Below are 21,926 nucleotides of genomic sequence, written 5' to 3'. Positions count from 1 at the left end.
CATGGCCGAATTTTTCATCAACCGCCCGGTGTTTGCCTGGGTGCTGGCCATCATCACCATGCTGGCCGGGGCCTGGGGCCTGACCACGCTGCCGATCTCTCAATATCCCGACATCGCGCCGACCACGATCCGCATCACCGCCACCTATCCCGGTGCCTCGGCAGAAACGACCGAGAATTCGGTGACGACGGTGATCGAAGACGGGCTGACCGGGCTGGACGGGCTGCTGTTCATGACCTCGTCCTCCTCCGCCTCGGGGCGCGGCTCGGTCTCGCTGACCTTTGATGACAGTGTGGACCCGGATATGGCGCAGATCCAGGTGCAGAACAAATTGCAGCTGATCACCAATGGCCTGCCCGATACCGTGGTCAGCCGCGGGATCAGCGTCACCCGCTCCAGCTCGTCAATCCTGATGGTGGGGGCGCTGGTGTCGCGCGACGGGCGCTATACCTCATTGCAACTGGGCGATCTGATGACTCAGGTGGTCGAGGATGCCGTGCTGCGCACCGAGGGCGTAGGCTCGATCAACGCCTTCGGATCGGGTTATGCGATGCGGATCTGGCTCGATCCGCTGAAGATGGCGCAATATCAGGTGACGGCGGCCGATATCACCTCGGCGGTGTCGGAACAGAACAGCACTGTGACCGTGGGCAGCCTTGGCAGCCTGCCGGTGACGCCGGGCCAGCAACTGACCGTGGCGCTGTCGGCGCAATCGCAGCTCGCCTCCGTCGAGGAATTCGAGCGGATCATCCTGCGCACCACCGAAGACGGATCGACGGTGTTTCTGGGCGATGTGGCGCGGGTGGAGATCGGTCAGGAAACCTATGGCTCCGTCTCGCGGTTCAACGGGCTTCCGGCGGCGGGCTTTGGCATCAACCTCGCCACAGGGGCCAATGCGGTGGATACCGCCGAGGCGGTGCGCGCCACCCTCACCCGCGTCAGCGCGGCTTTGCCCGAAGGGGTGGAGGTCGCCTATCCCTATGACACCTCGCCCTTTGTCGAAAGCTCCATCGAAAAGGTCTATCACACGCTGGCCGAGGCGGTGGTGCTGGTGTTCCTTGTGATCCTTGTGTTCCTGCAAAGCTGGCGCGCGACGATCATCCCCACCATCGCCGTGCCGGTGGTGCTGCTGGGCACCTTTGGCATTCTGGCCGCCGCCGGGCTGACCATCAACACGCTGACCATGTTCGCATTGGTGCTGGCCATCGGCCTGCTGGTGGATGACGCCATCGTGGTGGTGGAAAACGTCGAACGGGTGATGGAGGAGGAAGGGCTGGATGCCCGCGCCGCCACATCGAAATCCATGGGGCAGATCACGCCTGCTCTGGTCGGCATCGCGCTGGTGCTGTCGGCGGTGTTTTTGCCGATGGCCTTCATGTCCGGCTCCACCGGGGTGATCTACCGGCAGTTTTCCGTCACCATCATCTCGGCCATGATGCTGTCCTTGGCGGTGGCGCTGATCCTGACCCCCGCGATGTGCGCCAGCCTGCTGCGCCCGCGCCAACATGGCGGCGGCATTGCCCCGGCGCGCTGGTTCAACCGCGGTCTCGATGCCTCGACCAATGGCTATGCTGCGGTGGTCACCCGCCTGCTGCGCCGCCCGTTCCGCATGATCGTGCTGCTGGTCGGCATCGGTGCGGGGGCGGGCTGGCTCTATCAGCATCTGCCCTCGTCCTTCCTTCCGCAAGAGGATCAGGGCGTGCTGATGGCACAGGTGCGCCTGTCGGAAGGATCAACCACCGCCCAGACCGAGGCCGTGGTGCAGGAGGTGGAGCAATATCTGCTGGAAGAGCGCGCCGATGCCATCGACTCGGCCTATGGCGCGCTTGGTTTTTCGTTCGGGTCCAGCGGCCAGAACACCGCCATGCTGTTCATCAAGCTGAAAGAGTTCTCCGAACGGCCGGGCGTCACGGCGGCACAGCTGGCGCAGGATGCCAATGCGCGGTTTGCCACGCACCGCGCCGGGCGGATCGTGTTCACCCAGCCCCCCGCCATTCAGGGGCTTGGCAACAGCTCCGGCTTTACCATGTATCTTCTGGATCAGGCGGGCAATGGCCAGGCCGCCTTGCAGGCTGCAGCTGTGGATCTGGTGGCGAAAGCCACCGAGGATGGCCGCACCGGATCGTTCCGGGGGCATGAGACCACCTTCCGCCCGGCCCTGCGGCTGGACATTGACCAGCAGAAGGCCCGCGCCATGGGGCTGAGCCTGTCCGAGGTCAATTCCATGCTGGCGGTGATCTTCTCGGGGCGCGAGGTCAATGACTTCCCGCTGGGGGCAGAGCTGAAGCCGGTGATCGTGCAGGGCGAGGCGGAATGGCGGATGCAGCCCGAACATATCGACGGCTGGTATGCCCGCAATTCCAGTGGCGAGATGGTGCCCTTTGCCGCCTTCATGACGCAGGTCTGGGATGAAAGCTCGCCCAGTCTGGACCGTTTTGGCGGCGCGCGCGCGCTGGAGCTTTCGGGCGCGCCGATCGAAGGCACCAGTTCCGGCGACGCGATGGAGGTGATGGAAACCCTGGCCGCCGATCTGCCGGGCGGGTTTGGCGTGGCCTGGACCGGCCTGTCCTATCAGGAACGCCTGTCGGGCAATCAGGCCCCACTGCTGTTCGCCATGTCGGCGCTGGTGGTGTTCCTGTGCCTTGCCGCTTTGTATGAAAGCTGGACCGTGCCCTTTGCGGTGATGCTGTCAGTGCCGGTCGGTATTCTGGGCGCGCTGGGGGCAGCGCTGATCTTCGGGCAATCCAATGATGTGTATTTCAAGGTCGGTCTGCTGACGACCATCGGCCTTGCCGCCCGAAATGCCATCCTGATCGTGGAATTCGCCCAAACCCTGCACCATCAGGGGATGGACCTGGCCGAGGCCGCCGCAACCGCCGCCCGGCAGCGTCTGCGCCCGATCCTGATGACAACCTTCGCCTTCATGCTGGGCGTGCTGCCGCTGGCCATCGCCACCGGGGCGGGTGCAGCGGCGCAGCGCGCCATCGGCATCGGTGTTCTGGGCGGCATGACCTCGTCTGCCGTGGTGGGGATTTTCATGGTGCCCGCCTTCTATGTGGTGGTGCGCCGGGCCTTTGCCCGACGCCGTGCCGGTGAGGCGGATCAGGCCTGACTGGCGATTTCCGCCGAAGCGCGCCTGCACCCTTTTCTCGGGTGCGTCCTGCCTGTATGATGCGGCAGCGCCGCGAGGCGATACGGGCAGGATCACCCGCCACCGGCGGGGCAAGGGCAAGCGCGGCACGACAGAAGGCGCGCGATACGGGGGCTTGGAATGGCAAGAGCAGCGGTCAGACATCTGATCTTGGCGGCAATGGCGGCAGGCACACTCGCTGCCTGTCAGGAAGGGGCCGGGCTTTTCGCGGCGAAGGACAAACCGGAGGGCGCGCAGACCACCGGGTCCGCGCCCGAGAAAAGCGCAACATCGGTTCGGCTGGTTGACCGCGATGTCGAGGCGCCGGAGGTGTTTCAGGTCACCGATCAGGCGCTCTGGGATGGGCGGCCGTCGCTGGGTGGCGTCTGGGTGGCCTCGCCCGATGCGAAAGATCCCGAACGCGTGATCCTGCGCAATACCGCCAATGGCAAATTCGTGATCGGGGCGCTGTTCCGGCGGGAACGCGACAATCCGGGGCCGAAGCTGCAGATCTCGTCCGATGCGGCGGCGGCGCTTGGCCTGCTGGCGGGCCAGCCCGGCAAGGTGAACGTGACCGCACTGCGCCGCGAAGAGGCCCCGGCAGCAACCGATGCCAAGAAGCCGATCCTCGATGCCGCCGAAACCGTGAACACCACCGTTCCCGGCACGCTCGCTGCGGCAGACAGCACCAAGACACCGGCCAGCCCGACGGCGAATGCCAGCGCCTCGATCACCGGCCCCGAGGTCAGCGCGGCCCCGCTGGCCGCCGCAGCGCCGCAGGCCCCCGCCGCAAAACCGGCTGCAAAAGCCGCAGCGGGCGCGCATCTGTTGCAGATCGGGATTTTCTCGGTCGAGGCCAATGCCAAACGTGCTGCCGATACGCTGGGCAAGGCTGGGGTTCAGGCCAGCATCCGCCCCGGTCAGACCCAGGGCAAATCGCATTGGTCCGTTGTTGCATCCGGCAGTGACAAGGCGGCCCTTCTCGCAAAAGTGAAAGGGCTCGGCTTTACCGACGCCTATGTCATCTCGAAATGACCGCATGGGGCCGCGCAGAGGTGCGGCCCTCACAAGATACGGGAATCCCCATGTTCAAGCGCCTCAGCCTCGTTTTTGCCCTGTGCCTTCCGGCGTTCGGCCCTGCCCATGCCTTTGAAACCCAGGCCACCGGCGCCTGGGTCTATGACATCACCACGGGCACCGTCTTGATGGACAAGAACGCGGATCAGCCGCTGCCCCCCGCCTCGATGTCCAAGCTGATGACCATCAACATGCTGTTCGAGGCGCTGCGCGATGGCCGCGTGACGATGGACACCACCTTTGCCGTCTCGTCCCGCGCCAAGGCGATGGGTGGCTCGACCATGTTCCTGAACGAGCTGGACCGCCCGACCGTCAATGACCTGATCCATGGCATGATCGTGAACTCCGGCAATGATGCCTGTGTGGTGGTGGCCGAAGGGCTGGCGGGCACAGAAGAGGCCTTTGCCCGCCAGATGACCGAACGCGCCCGCGCTTTGGGCATGGAAAGCTCGACCTTCGCCAATGCCTCGGGCTGGCCCGATCCGGCCCAGCGGATGAGCATGGAGGATCTGGGCATCCTCGCCGCCCGCCTGATCACCGAATTCCCCGAATATTACCCGATCTTCGCGCAGACCGAATTCAACTATGCCAACCGCTCCGAAGCCAACCGCTTCAACCGCAACCCCTTGCTGAAGCTGAATATCGGCGCAGATGGCCTGAAAACCGGCCATACGCAGGAAGCGGGCTACGGGCTTGTCGGCTCGGCCGTGCAGGGCGACCGCCGCGTGGTGTTTGCCATCACCGGCCTGCCGTCCGAAAAGGCCCGCGCCGAAGAAAGCGAGCGGATCGTCAACTGGGCCTTTCGGCAGTTTTCGCTGAAAACCATCGTCAAGGGTGGCACCCGCGTGGCCGAGGCCGATGTCTGGCTGGGCGATGCCGACCGCGTGGGTCTGGTGCCCGCGACGGACGTGACCCGGCTGTTGCCCGCCTTGGCGCAGGATCAGATGACCGCCGAAGTGGTCTATAAAGGCCCTATCAACGCCCCGATCACCAAGGGGCAACAGATTGCGGAACTGCTGGTGCATATCCCCGATCTGCCGGATGCCCGCATCCCGCTGGTGGCCGAGGCCGATGTGCCCAAGGGTGGCTTTGGCAAGAAGCTGGTCACGGCGGCACAGGTGCTGATGGCGCGCTTCTTCCCCGCCGAAACCCCGGCGAGCTGAATGGTGCAAGGGCGTTTCCTCAGTTTCGAGGGCATCGACGGTTCGGGCAAAAGCACTCAGGCGCGGCTTCTGGCCGCGTCTTTGCGTGACATGGGGCAAAGCGTGGCGCTGACCCGCGAACCCGGTGGCAGTCCGGGGGCCGAAGAGATCCGCCGTCTGGTGCTGGAGGGTGATCCCGCCCGCTGGTCGGCAGAAACCGAGATCCTGCTGTTCACCGCCGCCCGGCGCGACCATATGGAAAAGACCATCCGCCCGGCGCTGGACCGGGGCGATGTGGTCATCACCGACCGTTTTGCCGACAGCACCCGCATGTATCAGGGCATTTCGCGCGGCGATCTGGCGGCGACCGTCGATCAGCTGCATGCGCTGATGATCGGGCTGGAGCCGGATCTGACGCTGTTGATCGACATTGATCCCGCGTTGGGCCTGTCGCGCGCCGTGGCCCGGTCTGGCCCGGAACAGCGGTTCGAGGATATGGGGCTGGATCTGCAACGCGCGATGCGCAGCGGCTTTCTGGCGCTGGCAAAGGCCCATCCCGCACGGTTCCGCGTGATTGATGGCGCCCGCCCGCCCGAGGCGGTGGCGGCGGATGTGCTGGCCTGCGCCCGCGCGCATCTGGGGCTCTAGGATGCCGTCCGTCTATCTTGGCGATTTCCCGGAACCCGACCGGATCGAAGGCGCGCCGCATCCGCGCGAAACCGCGCAGTTGATCGGGCACGAGGCGGCACAGGCCGATTTTCTGCACAGCTTCAATGCCGGGCGGCTGCATCACGGCTGGCTGATCACCGGGCCACGCGGCGTGGGCAAGGCGACGCTGGCCTGGCGGCTGGCGCGGTTTTTGCTGGCCACGCCCGAACATGATGGCGGCATGTTCGCCCCACCGCCGCCCGCCACGCTGGACGTGCCCGCCGATCACCCCGTCACCCGCCGTCTGGCCGCCCTGTCGGATCCGCGTGCCTATCTGCTGCGACGCGGCCTGAACGAAACAGAAAAGGCCCCGGCGCAGGACATTCTGGTGAAAGAGGTCCGCAAGCTGAAGGAATTCTTCACCATGGCCGCCGCCGATGGCGGTCGCCGGGTGGCGATTGTCGACAGCGCCGACGAGCTGAACACCAATGCCGCCAATGCGCTGCTGAAGCTGCTGGAGGAACCGCCTGCCGGCGTCACGTTCTTCCTGATCTCGCACCAGCCCTTCCGCCTGCTGCCCACCATCCGCTCGCGCTGCCGCGAATTGCGGCTGACCGCCCTGCCCGCGCGCCCGATGGCCGAGGCGCTGGCGCAGGCCGGGGCCGTGATCGACGCCCCCGAAGCGATGGCCGAACTGGCGGGCGGCTCGGTCGGCGAGGCCATGCGCATCACCAATCTGGAGGGCATGGCGCTTTACCGCACTCTGATCGCGCTGTTCGGCGGCCTGCCCCGCATGGATCGGCCCCGCTTGCTGGCCTTTGCCGAAACCGGCAGCGGCAAGGGCAACGAGCCGCGCTTTGATCTGGCACTGACGCTGATGGATCTGCTGCTGGCCCGTCTGGCCCGCGCAGGCACGCTTGGCACCACCCCACCCGAGGCCTGCCAAGGCGAGGCGGCACTGCTGGCGCGGCTGTCCCCCGACCCTTGGGCCGCCCGCCAATGGGCCGATCTGGCGCAAAGCCTGTCGGCGCGGGCGCGTCGGGGCAAGGCGGTCAACCTTGACCCTGCCGCGCTTCTGATGGATATGCTTCTCAGGATCGAAGAGACGGCGGGCACGCTCGCCTCAAGGTGAGCCCGCATGACCCTGCCCGACCTCGTTGACAGCCATTGCCATCTCGACTTCCCGGATTTTGACGGGGAATTGCCGCGTATCATCGCCGCCGCCCGGGCCGCCGGGGTGCGCCGCATGGTGACCATCTGCACCAGGCTGCACAGCGAACCCGCCGTGCGCGCCATTGCCGAGGCCTACGAAGGCGTGTTCTACGCCGCAGGCATCCATCCGATGCGGGCGCATGAAGACCCGCTGGTCACGGTGGATCAGCTGGTGGCGCTGGCCAAACACCCGAAATTCGTGGGCATCGGCGAAACCGGCCTCGACTACCACTATACCGCCGAGAGCGCCGAGGTGCAGAAAGCCTCGCTCCGCCTGCATATCGAGGCGGCGCAGGACACCGGCCTGCCGCTGATCATCCATGCCCGCGCCGCCGATGACGACATGGCGCGCATCCTGACCGAAGGCTGGCGACACCAGCCCTATGCCTGTGTGATGCACTGCTTCTCCTCCTCTGCCGAACTGGCGCGCGCGGCGCTGGATCTGGGCTTCTATCTGTCGATGTCCGGCATCGCGTCCTTTCCCAAAAGCCAGGAGCTGCGCGACATTTTCGCCGCTGCACCACTGGACCGGATCCTGCTGGAAACCGACAGCCCCTATCTTGCCCCCGTGCCCCATCGCGGCAAACGCAACGAACCCGCCTATACCGCCTTCACCGCCAAGGCCGGAGCAGCCCTGTTCGGGCTGAGCGTCGAGGAGTTCGCAGCCGCCACCACCGCCAATTTCGACCGGCTGTTCACCAAGGCCGCTGACCGGGCACAGGCCGCCTGATGTATCGTTTCACCATTCTTGGCTGCGGCTCCTCCGGTGGCGTGCCCCGGCTGGGCGGCGATTGGGGCGATTGCGATCCGACCAATGCCAAAAACCGCCGCCGCCGCTGTTCGATGCTGGTGGAACGGATCGGGGCCGAGGGCATCACCCGCGTGCTGATCGACACCTCGCCCGACATGCGCGACCAGCTTCTGGATGCCGGGATCGGCACGCTGGATGCCGTGGCCTATACCCATAGCCATGCCGATCATGTGCATGGTATCGACGATCTGCGACAGATCGTGTTCAACTTGCGCCGCCGCCTGCCGGTCTGGGCAGACGGCCCGACGCAGGGCGCGCTGCTGGACCGGTTTGCCTATGCCTTTGTCCAACCCGAAGGCTCGCCCTATCCGCCAATCCTCGACCTGCACACGATCGACGGCCCCTTCACCATTCAGGGCGCCGGGGGGCCGGTGACGCTGACGCCGTTTCTGGCCGATCACGGCTCCATCGACGCGCTGGGGTTCCGCATCGGCGGTCTGGCCTATCTGCCCGATGTGGTGGCGATCCCCGAGACGAGTTGGCCCCTGCTGATCGGGCTGGAGATCTGGGTGCTGGATGCGCTGCGCCGCAAACCGCATCCGACCCATGCGCATCTGGCACTGTCGCTGGAATGGATGTCCCGGGCCAAACCCACCCGCGGCGTGCTGACCAATATGCACCTCGATCTGGATTATGCGACGCTCGCCGCCGAACTGCCCGACCATATCTGCCCCGCCTATGACGGCATGATCCTGGAACTGCCTGCGCCATGAACGCCCTGCTGGATGTCATCATGCCGGTGTTTCTGGTCATCGGCGGCGGCTGGATCGCGGCGCGCACCGGCCTTCTGTCCGATGCGGCGGTGGATGCGCTGATGCGGTTCGCGCAAAGCATCGCCGTGCCGGTGCTGCTGTTCCTGTCGATTTCGCGGCTCGATCTGGTGGCCGCCTATGATCCGGCGCTGTTTGCCAGCTTTTACGCCGGGGCCTTTGCGGGCTTCGGCCTCGGCTTTCTTGGCGCGCGCCTGCTCGGTCGGCCCGCCACCGATGCCGTGGCCATCGGCTTTGCCTGCATGTTCTCGAACTCACTGCTGCTCGGCGTGCCGATCACCGAACGCGCCTATGGCAGTGCGGCGCTGGCGGGCAACTTTGCGATCATCTCCATCCATTCGCCGCTGCTTTATGCGACTGGCATCATGGCAATGGAACTGGCACGCAGCCACGGTCAGGGCCTGCCCGCGCATCGGCTGGCCCGTCAGGTCCTGCGCGCCATCTTCACGCAACCGATGGTGCTGGGCATCAGCGCCGGTTTTGCGGTGAACCTGAGCGGCCTGCCCCTGCCCGGCTTTGCCTGGGATGCGCTGAAAATGGTCGGCGGGGCGGCCATTCCCACGGCGCTGTTCGGCCTCGGCGGCGTGCTGCTGCGCTACCGCCCCGAAGGCGATGGCCGCGCCATCGCCATGGTCATGGCCCTGTCGCTGCTGCTGCACCCGGGCCTCACCTATCTTCTGGGCACACGGGTCTTCGGCCTCGACACCGATCAACTCCGCTCTGCCGTTCTGACCGGGGCGATGGCACCCGGGGTCAATGCCTATCTGTTTGCCCATATGTATGGCGTCGCCAAACGGGTTACCGCCTCCAGCGTGCTGCTGGCCACCGCAGGCTCCATCGGCACCATCTGGCTCTGGCTCACCATCCTGCCCTGAGCCGCCCCGCTTTGCGGCCATAACTTGCATTTTGCATAAATACTCACAGCCCCGCCGCCAGCCCACACAACCGCGCCCTGTGATGCGTCCGCACGGGGCTGCCCCGTGCCCTTCAGTCCTGAAAACGCCCGGTCCATTCGGACCGGGCGTTTTCAGGACATCCCTGTGACCCCGCTTACTGCGGTGTCACACCGCGCAACCGTTCAGACCGGCGGCGCAGGACTTCGACGGTGGCCAGCAGGCAGATCGAAATCAGCACGAGGATCGTGGCGACTGACAGGATCGCCGGGCTGATCGCCTCGCGGATACCGTTCCACATCTGGCGCGGGATGGTTTGCTGTTCCGGCCCGGCGATGAACAGCACGGCCACCACCTCGTCAAACGAGGTGACGAAAGCAAACAACGCGCCCGACACCACGCCCGGCAGGATCAGCGGCAGGATGATCTTGAAGAAGGTCCGCTGCGGCGAGGCCCCGAGCGAGGCCGCGGCTCGGCTCAGCGACTGATCGAAACCGATCAGCGTCGCCGTCACTGTGATGATCACGAAGGGGATCCCCAGCGTGGCATGGGCGAGGATCACGCCGGTATAGGTCGAGGTCAGGCGACCACAGTTCAGGTCAATCCCCACCCAGCCCAGCGGCGCGCAGGGATCCGAGTAATAGAAGAACAACCCGGTCGCGATGATGATGATCGGCACGATCATCGGCGAGATCAGGATGGCCATGATCAGCCGCCGATAGGGCATCTCCGGCCGCGACAGGCCAAGCGCTGCCAGCGTGCCCAGCACGGTGGCCACGATGGTGGACCAGAAGCCGATGATGATCGAGTTCTTGGCCGCCTTCACCCAGGTGGCATTCTGCCAGACATCCGACCACCAGGTGCCATCGCGCGGCAGATCGGGGGCGGACATGCCGAAGGTCAGCAGCAGATCATACCAGCGCAGCGAATAGCCGTCGGGATCGAGCGTCAGCATCTTTTCGGTAAAGGTGAAATACGGCTCGGCGTTGAAGCTGAGCGGCATCACTATCAGGATCGGTGCGATGAGGAACACGAAGATCGTGATGCAGATCGCATGATAGGTGTAATACCAGATGCGCTCCAGCGGATCGGCATAGGCGGGAAGAGCCATCGGGATCTCCTGTGGTGGGCGGCGACGGGGGCTGGCCCCCGCACCCCCAGGATATTTGGGCCAAGATGAAAGGCAGGCGCGGGCGCGTCTTACCCGAGTTTCAGTTTGTCGATGCCAACAAGGCGATCATAAAGCCAGTAGAGCACCAGCACCCCGGCCAGCAGCATGGCCGAGAGGGCGGCCGCCAGCGACCAGTTCGATTTGTCCATGTGGAAGTCGATCAGGTTCGAGATCAGCTGACCGCTGGCGCCGCCGACCAGTGCCGGGGTGATGTAATAGCCGACGGCCAGGATGAACACCAACAGCGCGCCCGCCCCGATGCCGGGCAGGGTTTGCGGCAGGTAGATGCGGCGGAAGGTGGTCCAGCTGGTTGCGCCCAGACTGCGTGCGGCGCGGGCATAGGCCGGTTTGATCGTGCGCATCACCGAATAGAGCGGCAGCACCATGAAGGGCAGCAGGATATGTGTCATCACGATGATCGTGCCGGTCTGGTTGTAGATCATCGACAGGCGGCCATCGTCGCCGACCACGCCCAGCGAGACCAGCACATTGTTCACCACGCCCTGCCCTTGCAGCAGCACGATCCAGGAGGTGGTGCGCACCAGAAGCGAGGTCCAGAACGGCAGCAGCACGAGGATCATCAGCAGGTTGGATTTCGCCATCGGCAGGGTTGCCAGCAGATGGGCGATCGGGAAGGCGAGCAGGAGGCAGATGAAGGTGATCAGGCCCGACAGGATGAAGGTCTTGCCAAAGAGCCAGAGATAGATCCGTTCATTTTCCGGCACCTGCACGATGGAGCCATCATCGGCGCGGGCGCGGTCGGTCGCGATCAGGTAGAAATCGGTGGTATAGGGCGAGGCGGCGGCGCGCATCGCCTGCCAGATGATCGGCTGGCCCCATTTCGCATCCTGTGCCAGCAGCGCCTCCTTGAACGGCGGGGTCAGCTTGTCTGCTCCCCGCGCCGCCGAGGTGAAGAGCGAGCGGGTGCCCGGCACGGTATAGTTGATGCGGGTGCCCGCCTCGCCTGCGGTCTTGTCGGCCTTCATCTGCGCCAGATCGGCGGCGAGTGCGGCAAAGGCGGCCTCATCGGGTGCCACATCCGAGGCATTGGCCTCGAACCAGGCCGCGAGGTTGGGGGCCGCTTTGGAAAAGCCATCGTGATAGACCGAGCGTTGCAGCATCTGGCCGATGGGCAGGATGAAGGTGATCACCACGAACAGCAACAGCGGGGCCACCAGGAAAAATGCCTTGCGGCGGGCGCGGCCTTGCGCTGCGGCCAGCGCCGCCTTCAGCGGGCGGCCATCTGCGGTGGTAAGAGATGCGGAAATATCGGTCATTGTCAGTCCTTGTGGAAGGCTGATGCGGGGAAGGCTGAAATGTCACCGGACAGGCGCAAGACATGCGCGAAAGCTGCGGGCCGGGGCAAAACGCGGGCCGGGGCAAGCCCCGGCCCGAAAGGCCATCAGTTGGCGGCGAGCCAGGCGTTGAACTTCTCGTTCAGCTCGGAATCGCGGTCGACCCAGAATTCATAGGACGAGGCCAGCGCATTGGTCAGGTTGGCCGCCGAAGTGGGCATATGCGGCGCCATTTCGGTCTTGCCATCCATGAACATGCCGACCAGCGGGCCGGAGGATTTGCGCGCCGGGCCATAGCTGATCCATTTGGCCTGATCGGCAAGGCGCTGGGTATCCGTGGCATAGGCCAGGAACTTTTTCGCGTCTTCCAGATTGGGCGCGCCCTTCGGAATCACGAACAGGTCATATTCATAGACCTGGCCATCCCAGACCACGTTGAACGGTTTGTTTTCCGACACGGCGGCGGCAAAGATCCGGCCGTTATAGGCGGTGGTCATCGCCACTTCGCCATCGGCGAGCAGTTGCGGCGGCTGGGCACCGGCTTCCCACCAGATCGTGTCTTTCTTGATCTTGTCGAGCATGGCAAAGGCGCGGTCCACGCCTTCGGGGGTTTCCAGCGTGGCATAGACATCCGCCGCCGGCACACCATCTGCCATCAGCGCCATTTCAAGGTTGGCTTTCGCACCCTTGCGCATCGCGCGTTTGCCCGGGAACTTCTCCAGATCGAAGAAGTCGGAAATGGCTTTCGGGCCTTCCGGGAATTTGGAGCTGTCATAGGCGAACACGGTCGAAAACACGATGGTTGCCACGGCGCAATCGGTCAGCGCGCCCGGCAGGAAGTCTTCGGTCGCCGGGGTGCCATCGGGGGCGGCGGGCAGGATGGCCGGATCAATTTCTTCCAGCATGCCTTCATCGCACAGGCGGATCGCATCGGCATATTCCACGTCGGCCACATCGACGGTGACGTTGTTCGCCTCGACCATCGCCTTCACCGGGGTTGCCGGGTTGTCGGCATCCACCATAGTGACCTTGACGCCGGTTTCGGCGATATAGGGCTTGATATAGGCTTCCATCTGGCTGGTGCCGTAGGAGCCGCCCCAGGACATGACCGTGACATCCGCAGAGGCCGATACGGCCACAGCGGTCAGGGCAGTGGACAGGGCAAGAAGTTTCTTCATTCGTTGTCTCCCAGGTTGACAGGACTTTTTATCGGGCCGCGTCCTTGCGGCATTCCGGCGGAAGATCCGCCAGAAATCTCACATTGGTTCCAGCGCACGCGCGTCCTGCGGGTGCCAGCCGATGCTGATCTTCTGGCCAGCCTCCAGCTTGGTCTGCCCCAGCGTGTTGCGCATCTTCATCACGAAATCATCGGACCCGGCCACCTTGAGGCGGGCGCGCAGGATGTCGCCCATATAGATGACCTCGATCACATCCGCGCCGATCATATGCGCGCCGGGCGGCATCATTTCGGGCTTGAACTCCACCCGCTCCGGCCGGATCGACACGAGGGTCTTTTGGCCTTTCGCCGTCACATTGACCGGTGTCGCGTCGATCAGCTCGCCGGTGGACAGGCGCACCAGTGCCTTGTCGCCGCTCAGCTCTTCGATGGTGCCGGGCAGCTTGTTGTTTTCACCGATGAACTGCGCAACAAAGCTGTTCTCGGGGCGTTCATACAGGTCGGCGGGCGGGGCAAGCTGCTGGATCTTGCCATCGTTGAACACCGCCACGCGGTCGCTCATCGTCAGCGCCTCGCCCTGATCATGGGTGACATAGACGACGGTGATGCCGAGGCTTTCGTGCAGGTGCTTGATTTCAAACTGCATATGTTCGCGCAGCTGTTTATCCAGCGCGCCCAGCGGTTCGTCCATCAGCACCAGCGACGGGTCGAACACCAGGGCCCGTGCCAGCGCGATCCGCTGCTGTTGCCCGCCCGAAAGCTGGGCCGGACGGCGGTTAATGAAGGAATACATCTGCACCATGTCGAGCGCGCGCTTGACCTTGGCTTCGCGTTCATCCTTGCCCATGCCGCGCACTTCCAGCGGGAAGGACAGGTTTTCGCCCACGGTCATATGCGGGAACAGCGCGTAGTTCTGGAACACCATGCCGATGCCGCGCTTGTGCGGCGGCACGAGGTTGATGTTGCGGCCATCGAGGCGGATCTCGCCATTCGTGGCCGTCTCGAACCCCGCCAGCATCATCAGGCAGGTGGTCTTGCCAGAGCCGGACGGCCCGAGCATCGTCAGAAATTCGCCTTTGCCGATCTTCAGATTAAGATCTTTGACGACCAGCGAAACGCCATCATAACTTTTTTGAACATGGTCGAATACGACGAAATCGTCGCTGAGGGTCACTGTGGCCACCCCTGTCTCCCTGTGTATCCGGCAGGTCGTCCTGCGCTTTTGTATTCATTCGACTTAAGCGAAACCGACGCCGCATTGCAACGGGCTTGTCACTGGCCTTAGTGTCGTTGCGTCAAAGCTTTGCTACGGGAAATAAAACGACACTTGGACGCTGCAAAGCGGCGCTTTTCGTTTCCGATAGCGCTAACCGCATGGATCACACCGGGCCGCCTTCGCCAAAGTGCCCGCAGAATCAGGTGTCTATGGGGGTCAATTACCGCGAATCTGCACAGGATCCGGGCATTTCGGGGCGCGAGCGCCCAGCAATCGGGCATCTTTCGGCGGATCGGCCCTGAGGCCGGGAATCAGGCCGCCAGCACCGTGATCTTGCGCAGGACCGGCATTCCATCCGCCATTCGCGCCATGCAGAAGATCCGGTGGCGCTGGTGGGCACAACGCGGCCACGCCTGTCAGGTATACAATGGCACACCGCAGATATGGGTTTTTGCGACATGGTGCTGCACCGCAGAACAGGGCGGCATCCGGATCAGATCCCGGCCTTTTGACACGCTATCAAAAGGCCGGGCTTCGGCTTACAGCAGTTTGTCGACGACCGGGCGCAGACGGGCCAGCGTGCCCTCTACATCTGTCAGTTTATCAAGGCCGAACAGGCCGAGGCGGAAGGTCTGGAACGCGCTGCCCTCGCCCACCTGCAACGGCACGCCCGCCGCGATCTGCAAGCCTTCGGCCAGAAATTTACGGCCGGTCTGGATCTCCGGGTCATCGGTATAGCTCACCACCACACCCGGCGCGCCAAAGCCGTCAGCGGCCACCGATTGCACCCCTTTGGCCGCCAGCATCGCCCGCACGCCGTGACCAAGCTGCCATTGCGCGGCCTTCAGGCTGTCAAAGCCAAGCGCCTGCGTTTCGGCCATCGCATCGCGGAAGCCCAGCAAGGCATCGGTCGGCAGGGTGGCGTGATAGGCATGGCCGCCCCCCTCATAGGCGGCCATGATCGCGCGCCATTTCTTCAGATCCAGTGCGAAACTGCTGGAACTCGTCGCCTCCAGCCGCGCCACCGCCGCGGCGGACATCATCACCAGCCCGGCCGAAGGCGACGCCGACCAGCCCTTTTGCGGGGCCGAGATCAGCACATCCACGCCGGTCGCCTGCATATCCACCCAGATCGCGCCGGAGGCGATGCAATCCAGCACCATCAGCGCGCCGACCTCATGCGCGGCGGCGGCCATGGCAGTGATGTAGTCATCGGGCAGGATCAACCCGGCCGAGGTTTCGACATGCGGCGCAAAGATCACATCCGGCTTTTCCGACCGGATCCGGGCCACCACCTCGTCGATCGGCGGCGGTGCAAAGGGCGCGCGCGCGCCATTGCCCGCAGGCCGCGCCATCACCACCGTGGTCTGCCCGGCAAAGCCGCCCGCCTCGAAAATCTGGGTCCAGCGATAGGAAAACCAGCCGTTGCGCACGATCAGCGCATGGGCCCCACTGCCGAACTGCCGCGCCACCGCCTCCATCGCATAAGAGCCGCCACCGGGCACCAGAGCCACCGCCTCGGCGTGATAAACCTCGCGCAGCATGGATGAAATTTCGCGCATAACTGTCTGAAATTTCGCAGACATATGGTTGAGCGAGCGGTCGGTGAACACGACCGAGAATTCCTGCAAACCATCTGGATCCACGTCGGGGCGAAGTCCGGGCATCAAAGCCTCCCATGCTGATTGCGCCGATCCTAGCGCAGAAGCGCGGCGCCAGTCCCCCGGTTTCCGACACGGATTATACGGAAAACCGCAAAGCTGTTTATCGCGCCGCCACCGGGTCAGCCCAAGGGGCCGGGTCGGGCCTCTTCGGTCAGCACCACATTGGCCTCCACCTGCCCCACCCCCGGCAGCGTCATGATCCGCCGCCGCAGCACCCGTTCAAAATCGGCAATGTCGCGAGCCACCACCCGCAGCCGGTAATCGAACAGGCCCAGCACATGCTGCACCACCTGCACCTCGGGGATGGCGGTGACGGCGCGTTCAAAATCCTCAAGGCTGACCCGGCCCTTGGTGGCCAGCTTGATGCCCAGAAACACCGTGACCCCGAACCCCAGCGCCGCGCGGTCGACCAGTACCCGCTGCCCGGCCAGAACCCCGGCCTCTTCCATCCGCTTCACCCGCCGCCAGGCGGCAGGCTGGCTCAGCCCGTGGCGACGGCCGAGCTCGCCTGCGGCCAACGTGCCATCGCGCGCCAGATCGCGCAGAAACGCCCGGTCGATATCGTCCAGGTCGATCACAGCGGCAACCCCGCGGAATCCTTGATGGTGGCAATCAGCATCAGCGCCTCGATATCGGCGATATGCGGCAGGGTGAGGATGCGGCGGCGATAAATCTCCTGATACTGCGCCATGTCGCGGGCAATCACGTTCAGCCGGACATCGACGCGCCCCAGAAACGTCTCGATCCCGATCACCTCGGGCACCTGCCGCGCCGCCTCCAGAAATTCGTCAAAGGCGCGCGGTTCGGTCTTGTCCAGCGTGAAGCGCAGCGACACCTCGACCGCATATCCCAGCGCGCGCCAGTCGATCACCGCTTGCCGCGCCGTGATGACCCCTGCCGCCTGCAGTTTTTCCAGCCGCCGCCAGCAGGTTGCGGTGGTCAGCCCGGCCCGTTCGGCCAGATCCGATGTGCCCAGACTGGGTTCCGCCAGAAGCTGGCGCAACAGCCGCCGATCCGTATCATCAAGCATGACCATTCCACCAAGCGCCACAACCGCACATGAATTTTGCATCATGCGTGAAATATCGTCAATCCCGCTGCCCACCGAAGCCCGGCTGATGCGGCGGCCGGGCCAGCTGCCCCAGAGGCTGAGCCTGCACGATCTCTGCGCCCATCGCATCGCGGCGTGAATGAAAATTTCTATATTAAACAATATAACGCATGATTTTTCGACACAACACGATCATTCAGAGATTTTTGCACTGAACGACAAGGCGCTTTCCGTATTCTGCCCAGCATAACGGCAAAACAAGGAACGCCCCAATGCGCGTCTATTATGATCGTGACTGCGACATCAACCTGATCAAGGACAAGAAGGTCGCCATCCTCGGCTATGGCAGCCAGGGCCATGCCCATGCGCTGAACCTGCGCGACAGCGGCGCGAAAAACCTTGTGGTTGCCCTGCGCGACGGCTCGCCCTCGGCCAAGAAAGCCGAAGGCGAAGGCCTGAAGGTGATGGGCATTGCCGAAGCGGCAGCCTGGTGTGACGTGATCATGTTCACCATGCCCGATGAACTTCAGGCCGAAACCTACAAGAAATATGTGCATGACAACCTGAAAGAAGGCTCGGCGATTGCCTTTGCCCACGGCCTGAACGTGCATTTCGGCCTGATCGAGACGAAACCCGGCATCGACGTCATCATGATGGCCCCCAAAGGCCCGGGCCACACCGTGCGTGGCGAATACACCAAGGGCGGCGGCGTGCCCTGCCTGTTCGCGGTGCACAATGATGCGACCGGCAAGGCGCAGGAAATCGCGCTGTCCTATTGCTCGGCCATCGGTGGCGGGCGTTCGGGCATCATCGAGACCAACTTCCGTCAGGAATGCGAAACCGACCTGTTCGGTGAACAGGCCGTGCTCTGCGGTGGCCTTGTTGAACTGATCCGCATGGGCTTTGAAACCCTGGTCGAAGCGGGCTACGAGCCGGAAATGGCCTATTTCGAATGCCTGCACGAAGTGAAGCTGATCGTCGACCTGATCTATGAAGGCGGCATCGCCAACATGGATTACTCGATCTCCAACACCGCCGAATATGGCCAATACGTCTCTGGCCCGCGCATCCTGCCCTACGAGGAAACCAAGGCCCGCATGAAAGCCGTGCTGACCGACATCCAGACCGGCAAGTTCGTGCGTGACTTCATGGTGGAAAACTCGGTGGGTCAGCCGACGATCAAGGCGTCGCGCCGTTCGAACGACGAGCATCAGATCGAGTTGGTCGGCAAGAAACTGCGCGACATGATGCCCTGGATCTCCAAGGGCAAGATGGTCGACCGTTCGCGCAACTGATCTGCGCACCCATGACAAGAAAGGCCGGGGTAATCCCCGGCCTTTTTCGATTTCATCGGCGGCGCGTCACAGGCCCAGAACCGGCTCGGCCTCGGCCTGCAAGACCTTGTATTCGGCCAGCCAGGGCCGCCGCTTGGGGTAAAAGATCGGATAGCGGATATCCCAGGGCCGCAGCCGTCCGGTAAAATGCACCAGCCCAGGATCGCGGCGCGACTCGGCAAAGCGAGCCTGCTCTTCCGGCGGAAACGGTGACCGCCCAGTGGCGCGATTGCCCCAGAGCGCGTTCCAGATCGGGTCCAGCGGCGCGATCTGTCCCTTGAACACCTTGTTCAGCCAGTTCTGATCGTTGAACCGCAGCCCATATTGCTTGCGCAGCGCCACCGCCCCTGCCGCATCTCCCATCGGCACATCCAGCCCAAGCGCGCGGATGCGCGGCAGATCGAACAGGAACACCCCGGCGTTGATATAGGTTTCGGGGTCAACCAGTCCGGCGATCTTGTCGAGATCGGCCAGATGCCGCGCCGATTTGCGCGAGATCAGGCGGCTGCCGCGCTTGCGATGCCACAGCGCCTTGCGGATGCCGGTATCCAGACAGGCCGCGACCGGCAGCCCCTTCAGATCGGTGGCAAAGACCGGGCCGATATCGCGGCGGATCATCGTATCACCGTCGATATAAAGCGTCGGCCGCTCCAGCAACCGTGGCAGGGCGAGCCGGGCCAGCGTGGCGGGCGACACATGCCCGCCCACTTCCAGCGGCGGCACATCGACCTGCTGCGACAGGATCTCGGCCCCCGGAAAGGCCGCGCGCAGACGGGTCAGCGCCGGGATCAGGTCTGGCACCGGTTCTGTCACCAGAAAGCGCAGCGTCACATCCTTTGGCCGGTGTTTCAGCACCGAATAGGCGGCAATCAGCGACGGGCGCAGAAACCCCCGGTCAAAGACCAGCGTGACATCCGGCGCCATCATACCAGAACCGCCGCCTCGACCGCCGCCACGATGCCATCCACCTCTTGCCGCAGCAGCGCCTCGTCCTCGCATTCCGCCATCACGCGGATCAGTGGCTCGGTGCCGGATTTGCGGATCAGCAGCCGCCCCTTGCCGTTCAGCCGCGCCTCGGCCTCGGCAATGCGGGCCTTCACCGACACTTCGGACAGCGGTGCCTTGTCCGCGCCATAGCGCACGTTCTTCAGAAGCTGGGGCACGGTTTCAAAGGTCTGCGCCAGTTCCGATGCAGCCACGCCGGTGCGCGCCATTTCCGACAGGAATTGCAGCCCGGCAATCAGGCCGTCGCCGGTGGTGGCGTAATCGGTCATCACGATATGGCCCGACTGTTCGCCGCCCAGATTGAAGCCGCCGCGCCGCATCGCCTCGACCACATAACGGTCACCCACCGCCGTCCGCTCCAGATGCAGGCCACGTCCGTTCAGATACCGCTCCAGCCCGAGGTTCGACATCACGGTGGCGACCAGCGTACCCCCGGCCAGCCGCCCCTCTTCGGCCCAGCGGCCCGCCAGCAGCGCCATGATCTGATCGCCGTCGGCCACGCGCCCGGCCTGATCAAGGATCATCACCCGGTCGGCATCGCCATCCAGACAGATCCCCACATCCGCGCCATGCGCCACCACGGCCTCGGCTGCGGTCTGGGTATAGGTCGATCCGCACCGGTCGTTGATATTGGTGCCATTGGGCGTGACCCCCACCGGGATCACCTCGGCGCCCAGTTCCCACAGCACTTCGGGGGCGGCCTTGTAGGCGGCACCATTGGCGCAGTCGATCACCACTTTCAGCCCGTCCAGCCGAAGCCCTGCCGGGAAGGTGGTCTTGGCATATTCCTGATACCGCCCGCGCCCATCCTCGATCCGCTTGGCCCGGCCGATGTTCTCCGGCTTGGCCGGCGGCACATCCCCGGCCAGAATGGCCTCGATTTCGGCCTCGGCCTCGTCCGACAGTTTGAACCCGTCGGGGCCAAAGAACTTGATGCCATTGTCCTGATGCGGATTGTGGCTGGCGGAAATCATCACACCCAGATCCGCCCGCATGGAGCGGGTGAGAAAGCCGACCGCCGGCGTCGGCACCGGGCCCAGCAGCAGCACATTCATGCCGGTCGAGGTCAGCCCCGCCGTCAGCGCGTTTTCGAGCATATAGCCCGACAGGCGCGTGTCCTTGCCGATCACCACCCGATGCGCGGAACTGCCGTCACGGCGGAAAAACCGCCCCGCCGCCGCGCCAAGGCGCAGCGCCATTTCGGCGGTCATCGGATAGGTATTGGCGCGGCCCCGCACGCCATCGGTGCCAAACAGTTTGCGGCTCATGCCCGCGCTCCTTCCAGAATTTCGCCCGTGACCGACCGCCACAAGGTCATGGCCTGCCGGGTTTCCCAGACATCATGCACGCGCAACACCTGCGCGCCCTGCGCCACCCCGGCCAGCGCCACGGCGACTGACCCCGGCGCGCGCCGGGCGGCATCCGCCTCACCGCCCAGAGTGCCGATGAATTTCTTGCGGCTGACCCCAAGCAGGATCGGGCAGCCAAGCCCGTGAAACAGGCTCAGACCTCGGATCAGCGTCAGGTTATGATCCAGCGTCTTGCCAAAACCGATGCCGGGATCGACCATGATCCTATCGCGCGGAATGCCCGCCGCCTCGGCCTCGGCGACCTTGGCCGCCAGAAAATCATACACATCCAGCAGCACATCCTCATACTGCGGATCCGCCTGCATGGTCTGCGGCGTGCCCTGCGCATGCATCAGGCAAACGGGCGCCTGCGCCCCGGCCACCGTTGCCGCCATCGCCGCATCATAGGTGAAGGCCGACACATCGTTGACGAAGCTCGCCCCCGCCGCCAGCGCCGCCCGGGCCACCGCCGCCTTGCGTGTGTCGATCGAAATGGCGGTGTCGATCCCGCCGGCCCTGAGCGCGGCAATCACCGGCGCAGTGCGGGCGGTTTCTTCGGCCACTGCCACCTCGGCCGCACCGGGCCGTGTGCTTTCGCCGCCCACGTCGATGATCTCGGCCCCGGCCCCGGCCATCATGCGGCCCTGCGCCACCGCCGCCTCGGGCGCAAGGAACTGCCCGCCATCCGAAAAGCTGTCGGGAGTCACATTCAGGATGCCCATCAGGCGCGGCCGGTCCAGCGTCAACCCGGCAAAGGCGGCGCGCGGCGTGGTCAGCCGCTGGCGCACGACCTCGGGCAGATCGCGCGCGGGCATCAGACGGGGTGCTGCCCCGCGTTCCAGCACTTCGACAAAGCTGAACCACAGCCAGCCCCCCGCCAATGTCAGGGCATCGGCGGGCCGGGCGGCATCATGCATCGGGATGGGGCGATAATAGGTCATGCGCATTCGATTAGGCCCAAGGCGCAGATCAGGCAAGCCC

At 64.5% G+C, this 21,926-nt stretch carries 19 protein-coding genes; 9 read left to right on the top strand and 10 right to left on the bottom strand.

All coding sequences use genetic code 11. The features are described 5' to 3' along the window. Window position 1 precedes the first annotated feature (1 nt). The 8 genes from KM031_RS16100 to KM031_RS16065 all read left to right on the top strand — a co-directional run bounded on the left by KM031_RS16100 (window position 2) and on the right by KM031_RS16065 (window position 9,665). Window positions 2-3,112 (top strand): efflux RND transporter permease subunit, encoded by a 3,111-nt coding sequence (locus tag KM031_RS16100; RefSeq protein WP_215504442.1) that lies wholly within the window; start codon window positions 2-4, stop codon window positions 3,110-3,112. A gap of 159 nt (window positions 3,113-3,271) precedes the next feature. Then, window positions 3,272-4,165, top strand: a complete 894-nt coding sequence (locus KM031_RS16095; protein ID WP_215504443.1) for an SPOR domain-containing protein — start codon at window positions 3,272-3,274, stop codon at window positions 4,163-4,165. 50 nt (window positions 4,166-4,215) lie between these two features. Further along, window positions 4,216-5,370, top strand: coding sequence for a D-alanyl-D-alanine carboxypeptidase family protein (locus KM031_RS16090; protein WP_215504444.1), 1,155 nt, complete (start codon window positions 4,216-4,218; stop codon window positions 5,368-5,370). Further along, the gene (tmk, locus tag KM031_RS16085; RefSeq protein WP_215504445.1) at window positions 5,371-5,997 is read left to right on the top strand and encodes a dTMP kinase; all 627 of its coding nucleotides are present in this window, start codon (window positions 5,371-5,373) and stop codon (window positions 5,995-5,997) included. Between the two features lies 1 nt (window position 5,998). Further along, window positions 5,999-7,129 carry a DNA polymerase III subunit delta' gene (locus KM031_RS16080; RefSeq protein ID WP_215504446.1) on the top strand — a complete coding sequence of 377 codons (1,131 nt, stop codon included), beginning with the start codon at window positions 5,999-6,001 and terminating at the stop codon, window positions 7,127-7,129. A 6-nt stretch (window positions 7,130-7,135) separates the two neighbouring features. Continuing rightward, the gene (locus tag KM031_RS16075; RefSeq protein WP_215504447.1) at window positions 7,136-7,939 is read left to right on the top strand and encodes a TatD family hydrolase; all 804 of its coding nucleotides are present in this window, start codon (window positions 7,136-7,138) and stop codon (window positions 7,937-7,939) included. Next, window positions 7,939-8,733, top strand: a complete 795-nt coding sequence (locus tag KM031_RS16070; RefSeq protein ID WP_215504448.1) for an MBL fold metallo-hydrolase — start codon at window positions 7,939-7,941, stop codon at window positions 8,731-8,733. Before KM031_RS16075 ends, KM031_RS16070 begins: the two co-directional genes overlap by 1 nt. Continuing rightward, a complete protein-coding gene (locus KM031_RS16065; RefSeq protein WP_215504449.1) occupies window positions 8,730-9,665 on the top strand; it encodes an AEC family transporter in 936 nt (311 codons plus the stop codon). Before KM031_RS16070 ends, KM031_RS16065 begins: the two co-directional genes overlap by 4 nt. A gap of 175 nt (window positions 9,666-9,840) precedes the next feature. Here KM031_RS16065 and KM031_RS16060 read toward each other — a convergent pair whose 3' ends face one another. The 7 genes from KM031_RS16060 to KM031_RS16030 form a co-directional block, all read right to left on the bottom strand. Then, window positions 9,841-10,794, bottom strand: a complete 954-nt coding sequence (locus KM031_RS16060; RefSeq protein WP_215504450.1) for an ABC transporter permease — start codon at window positions 10,792-10,794, stop codon at window positions 9,841-9,843. A gap of 89 nt (window positions 10,795-10,883) precedes the next feature. Continuing rightward, window positions 10,884-12,131: an ABC transporter permease gene (locus tag KM031_RS16055; protein WP_215504451.1), complete on the bottom strand. Its 1,248-nt coding sequence runs from the start codon at window positions 12,129-12,131 to the stop codon at window positions 10,884-10,886. A gap of 125 nt (window positions 12,132-12,256) precedes the next feature. Then, entirely contained in the window at window positions 12,257-13,327 is a 1,071-nt protein-coding gene (locus KM031_RS16050; protein WP_215504452.1) for an ABC transporter substrate-binding protein, read from the bottom strand. Between the two features lie 78 nt (window positions 13,328-13,405). After that, window positions 13,406-14,509, bottom strand: coding sequence for an ABC transporter ATP-binding protein (locus KM031_RS16045; protein ID WP_215504453.1), 1,104 nt, complete (start codon window positions 14,507-14,509; stop codon window positions 13,406-13,408). A 572-nt stretch (window positions 14,510-15,081) separates the two neighbouring features. Then, entirely contained in the window at window positions 15,082-16,209 is a 1,128-nt protein-coding gene (locus KM031_RS16040; RefSeq protein ID WP_215504454.1) for an aminotransferase class V-fold PLP-dependent enzyme, read from the bottom strand. 116 nt (window positions 16,210-16,325) lie between these two features. After that, window positions 16,326-16,784, bottom strand: coding sequence for an Lrp/AsnC family transcriptional regulator (locus tag KM031_RS16035; protein WP_215504455.1), 459 nt, complete (start codon window positions 16,782-16,784; stop codon window positions 16,326-16,328). Continuing rightward, a complete protein-coding gene (locus tag KM031_RS16030; RefSeq protein ID WP_215504456.1) occupies window positions 16,781-17,236 on the bottom strand; it encodes an Lrp/AsnC family transcriptional regulator in 456 nt (151 codons plus the stop codon). Before KM031_RS16030 ends, KM031_RS16035 begins: the two co-directional genes overlap by 4 nt. Window positions 17,237-17,529: 293 nt before the next feature. On the opposite strand from KM031_RS16030, the gene ilvC reads away from it, so the two are divergent. Beyond that, a complete protein-coding gene (gene ilvC, locus KM031_RS16025; RefSeq protein WP_215504457.1) occupies window positions 17,530-18,552 on the top strand; it encodes a ketol-acid reductoisomerase in 1,023 nt (340 codons plus the stop codon). Between the two features lie 66 nt (window positions 18,553-18,618). On the opposite strand, the gene KM031_RS16020 is transcribed toward ilvC, so the two are convergent. Genes KM031_RS16020 through folP form a run of 3 tightly spaced genes read right to left on the bottom strand, consistent with a single transcriptional unit; the run spans window position 18,619 to window position 21,886 of the window. Then, entirely contained in the window at window positions 18,619-19,518 is a 900-nt protein-coding gene (locus tag KM031_RS16020) for a glycosyltransferase family 8 protein (RefSeq protein ID WP_215504458.1), read from the bottom strand. Beyond that, entirely contained in the window at window positions 19,515-20,864 is a 1,350-nt protein-coding gene (gene glmM, locus KM031_RS16015; protein WP_215504459.1) for a phosphoglucosamine mutase, read from the bottom strand. Before glmM ends, KM031_RS16020 begins: the two co-directional genes overlap by 4 nt. Next, window positions 20,861-21,886, bottom strand: coding sequence for a dihydropteroate synthase (gene folP / locus KM031_RS16010; protein WP_215504460.1), 1,026 nt, complete (start codon window positions 21,884-21,886; stop codon window positions 20,861-20,863). The genes glmM and folP overlap by 4 nt, the downstream gene beginning before the upstream one ends. Between the last annotated feature and the right edge of the window lie 40 nt (window positions 21,887-21,926).

Origin of the sequence: Gemmobacter fulvus, assembly GCF_018798885.1 — a bacterium.
In the GTDB taxonomy this organism is placed as follows: Bacteria; Pseudomonadota; Alphaproteobacteria; order Rhodobacterales; family Rhodobacteraceae; genus Gemmobacter; species Gemmobacter fulvus.
Note: the sequence above shows the minus strand (reverse complement) of the source record. Positions and strands in the feature narration are given on the sequence as shown.

What these genes read in the sequence shown, in the direction of transcription:
- KM031_RS16075 (WP_215504447.1), top strand. Translation starts at nt 7,136, where the DNA reads ATGACCCTGCCCGACCTCGTTGACAGCCATTGCCATCTCGACTTCCCG.
- KM031_RS16050 (WP_215504452.1), bottom strand. Translation starts at nt 13,327, where the DNA reads ATGAAGAAACTTCTTGCCCTGTCCACTGCCCTGACCGCTGTGGCCGTA.
- folP (WP_215504460.1), bottom strand. Translation starts at nt 21,886, where the DNA reads ATGACCTATTATCGCCCCATCCCGATGCATGATGCCGCCCGGCCCGCC.
- ilvC (WP_215504457.1), top strand. Translation starts at nt 17,530, where the DNA reads ATGCGCGTCTATTATGATCGTGACTGCGACATCAACCTGATCAAGGAC.
- glmM (WP_215504459.1), bottom strand. Translation starts at nt 20,864, where the DNA reads ATGAGCCGCAAACTGTTTGGCACCGATGGCGTGCGGGGCCGCGCCAAT.
- KM031_RS16070 (WP_215504448.1), top strand. Translation starts at nt 7,939, where the DNA reads ATGTATCGTTTCACCATTCTTGGCTGCGGCTCCTCCGGTGGCGTGCCC.
- tmk (WP_215504445.1), top strand. Translation starts at nt 5,371, where the DNA reads ATGGTGCAAGGGCGTTTCCTCAGTTTCGAGGGCATCGACGGTTCGGGC.
- KM031_RS16095 (WP_215504443.1), top strand. Translation starts at nt 3,272, where the DNA reads ATGGCAAGAGCAGCGGTCAGACATCTGATCTTGGCGGCAATGGCGGCA.
- KM031_RS16100 (WP_215504442.1), top strand. Translation starts at nt 2, where the DNA reads ATGGCCGAATTTTTCATCAACCGCCCGGTGTTTGCCTGGGTGCTGGCC.
- KM031_RS16065 (WP_215504449.1), top strand. Translation starts at nt 8,730, where the DNA reads ATGAACGCCCTGCTGGATGTCATCATGCCGGTGTTTCTGGTCATCGGC.
- KM031_RS16060 (WP_215504450.1), bottom strand. Translation starts at nt 10,794, where the DNA reads ATGGCTCTTCCCGCCTATGCCGATCCGCTGGAGCGCATCTGGTATTAC.
- KM031_RS16055 (WP_215504451.1), bottom strand. Translation starts at nt 12,131, where the DNA reads ATGACCGATATTTCCGCATCTCTTACCACCGCAGATGGCCGCCCGCTG.
- KM031_RS16040 (WP_215504454.1), bottom strand. Translation starts at nt 16,209, where the DNA reads ATGCCCGGACTTCGCCCCGACGTGGATCCAGATGGTTTGCAGGAATTC.
- KM031_RS16020 (WP_215504458.1), bottom strand. Translation starts at nt 19,518, where the DNA reads ATGATGGCGCCGGATGTCACGCTGGTCTTTGACCGGGGGTTTCTGCGC.
- KM031_RS16030 (WP_215504456.1), bottom strand. Translation starts at nt 17,236, where the DNA reads ATGCTTGATGATACGGATCGGCGGCTGTTGCGCCAGCTTCTGGCGGAA.
- KM031_RS16080 (WP_215504446.1), top strand. Translation starts at nt 5,999, where the DNA reads ATGCCGTCCGTCTATCTTGGCGATTTCCCGGAACCCGACCGGATCGAA.
- KM031_RS16090 (WP_215504444.1), top strand. Translation starts at nt 4,216, where the DNA reads ATGTTCAAGCGCCTCAGCCTCGTTTTTGCCCTGTGCCTTCCGGCGTTC.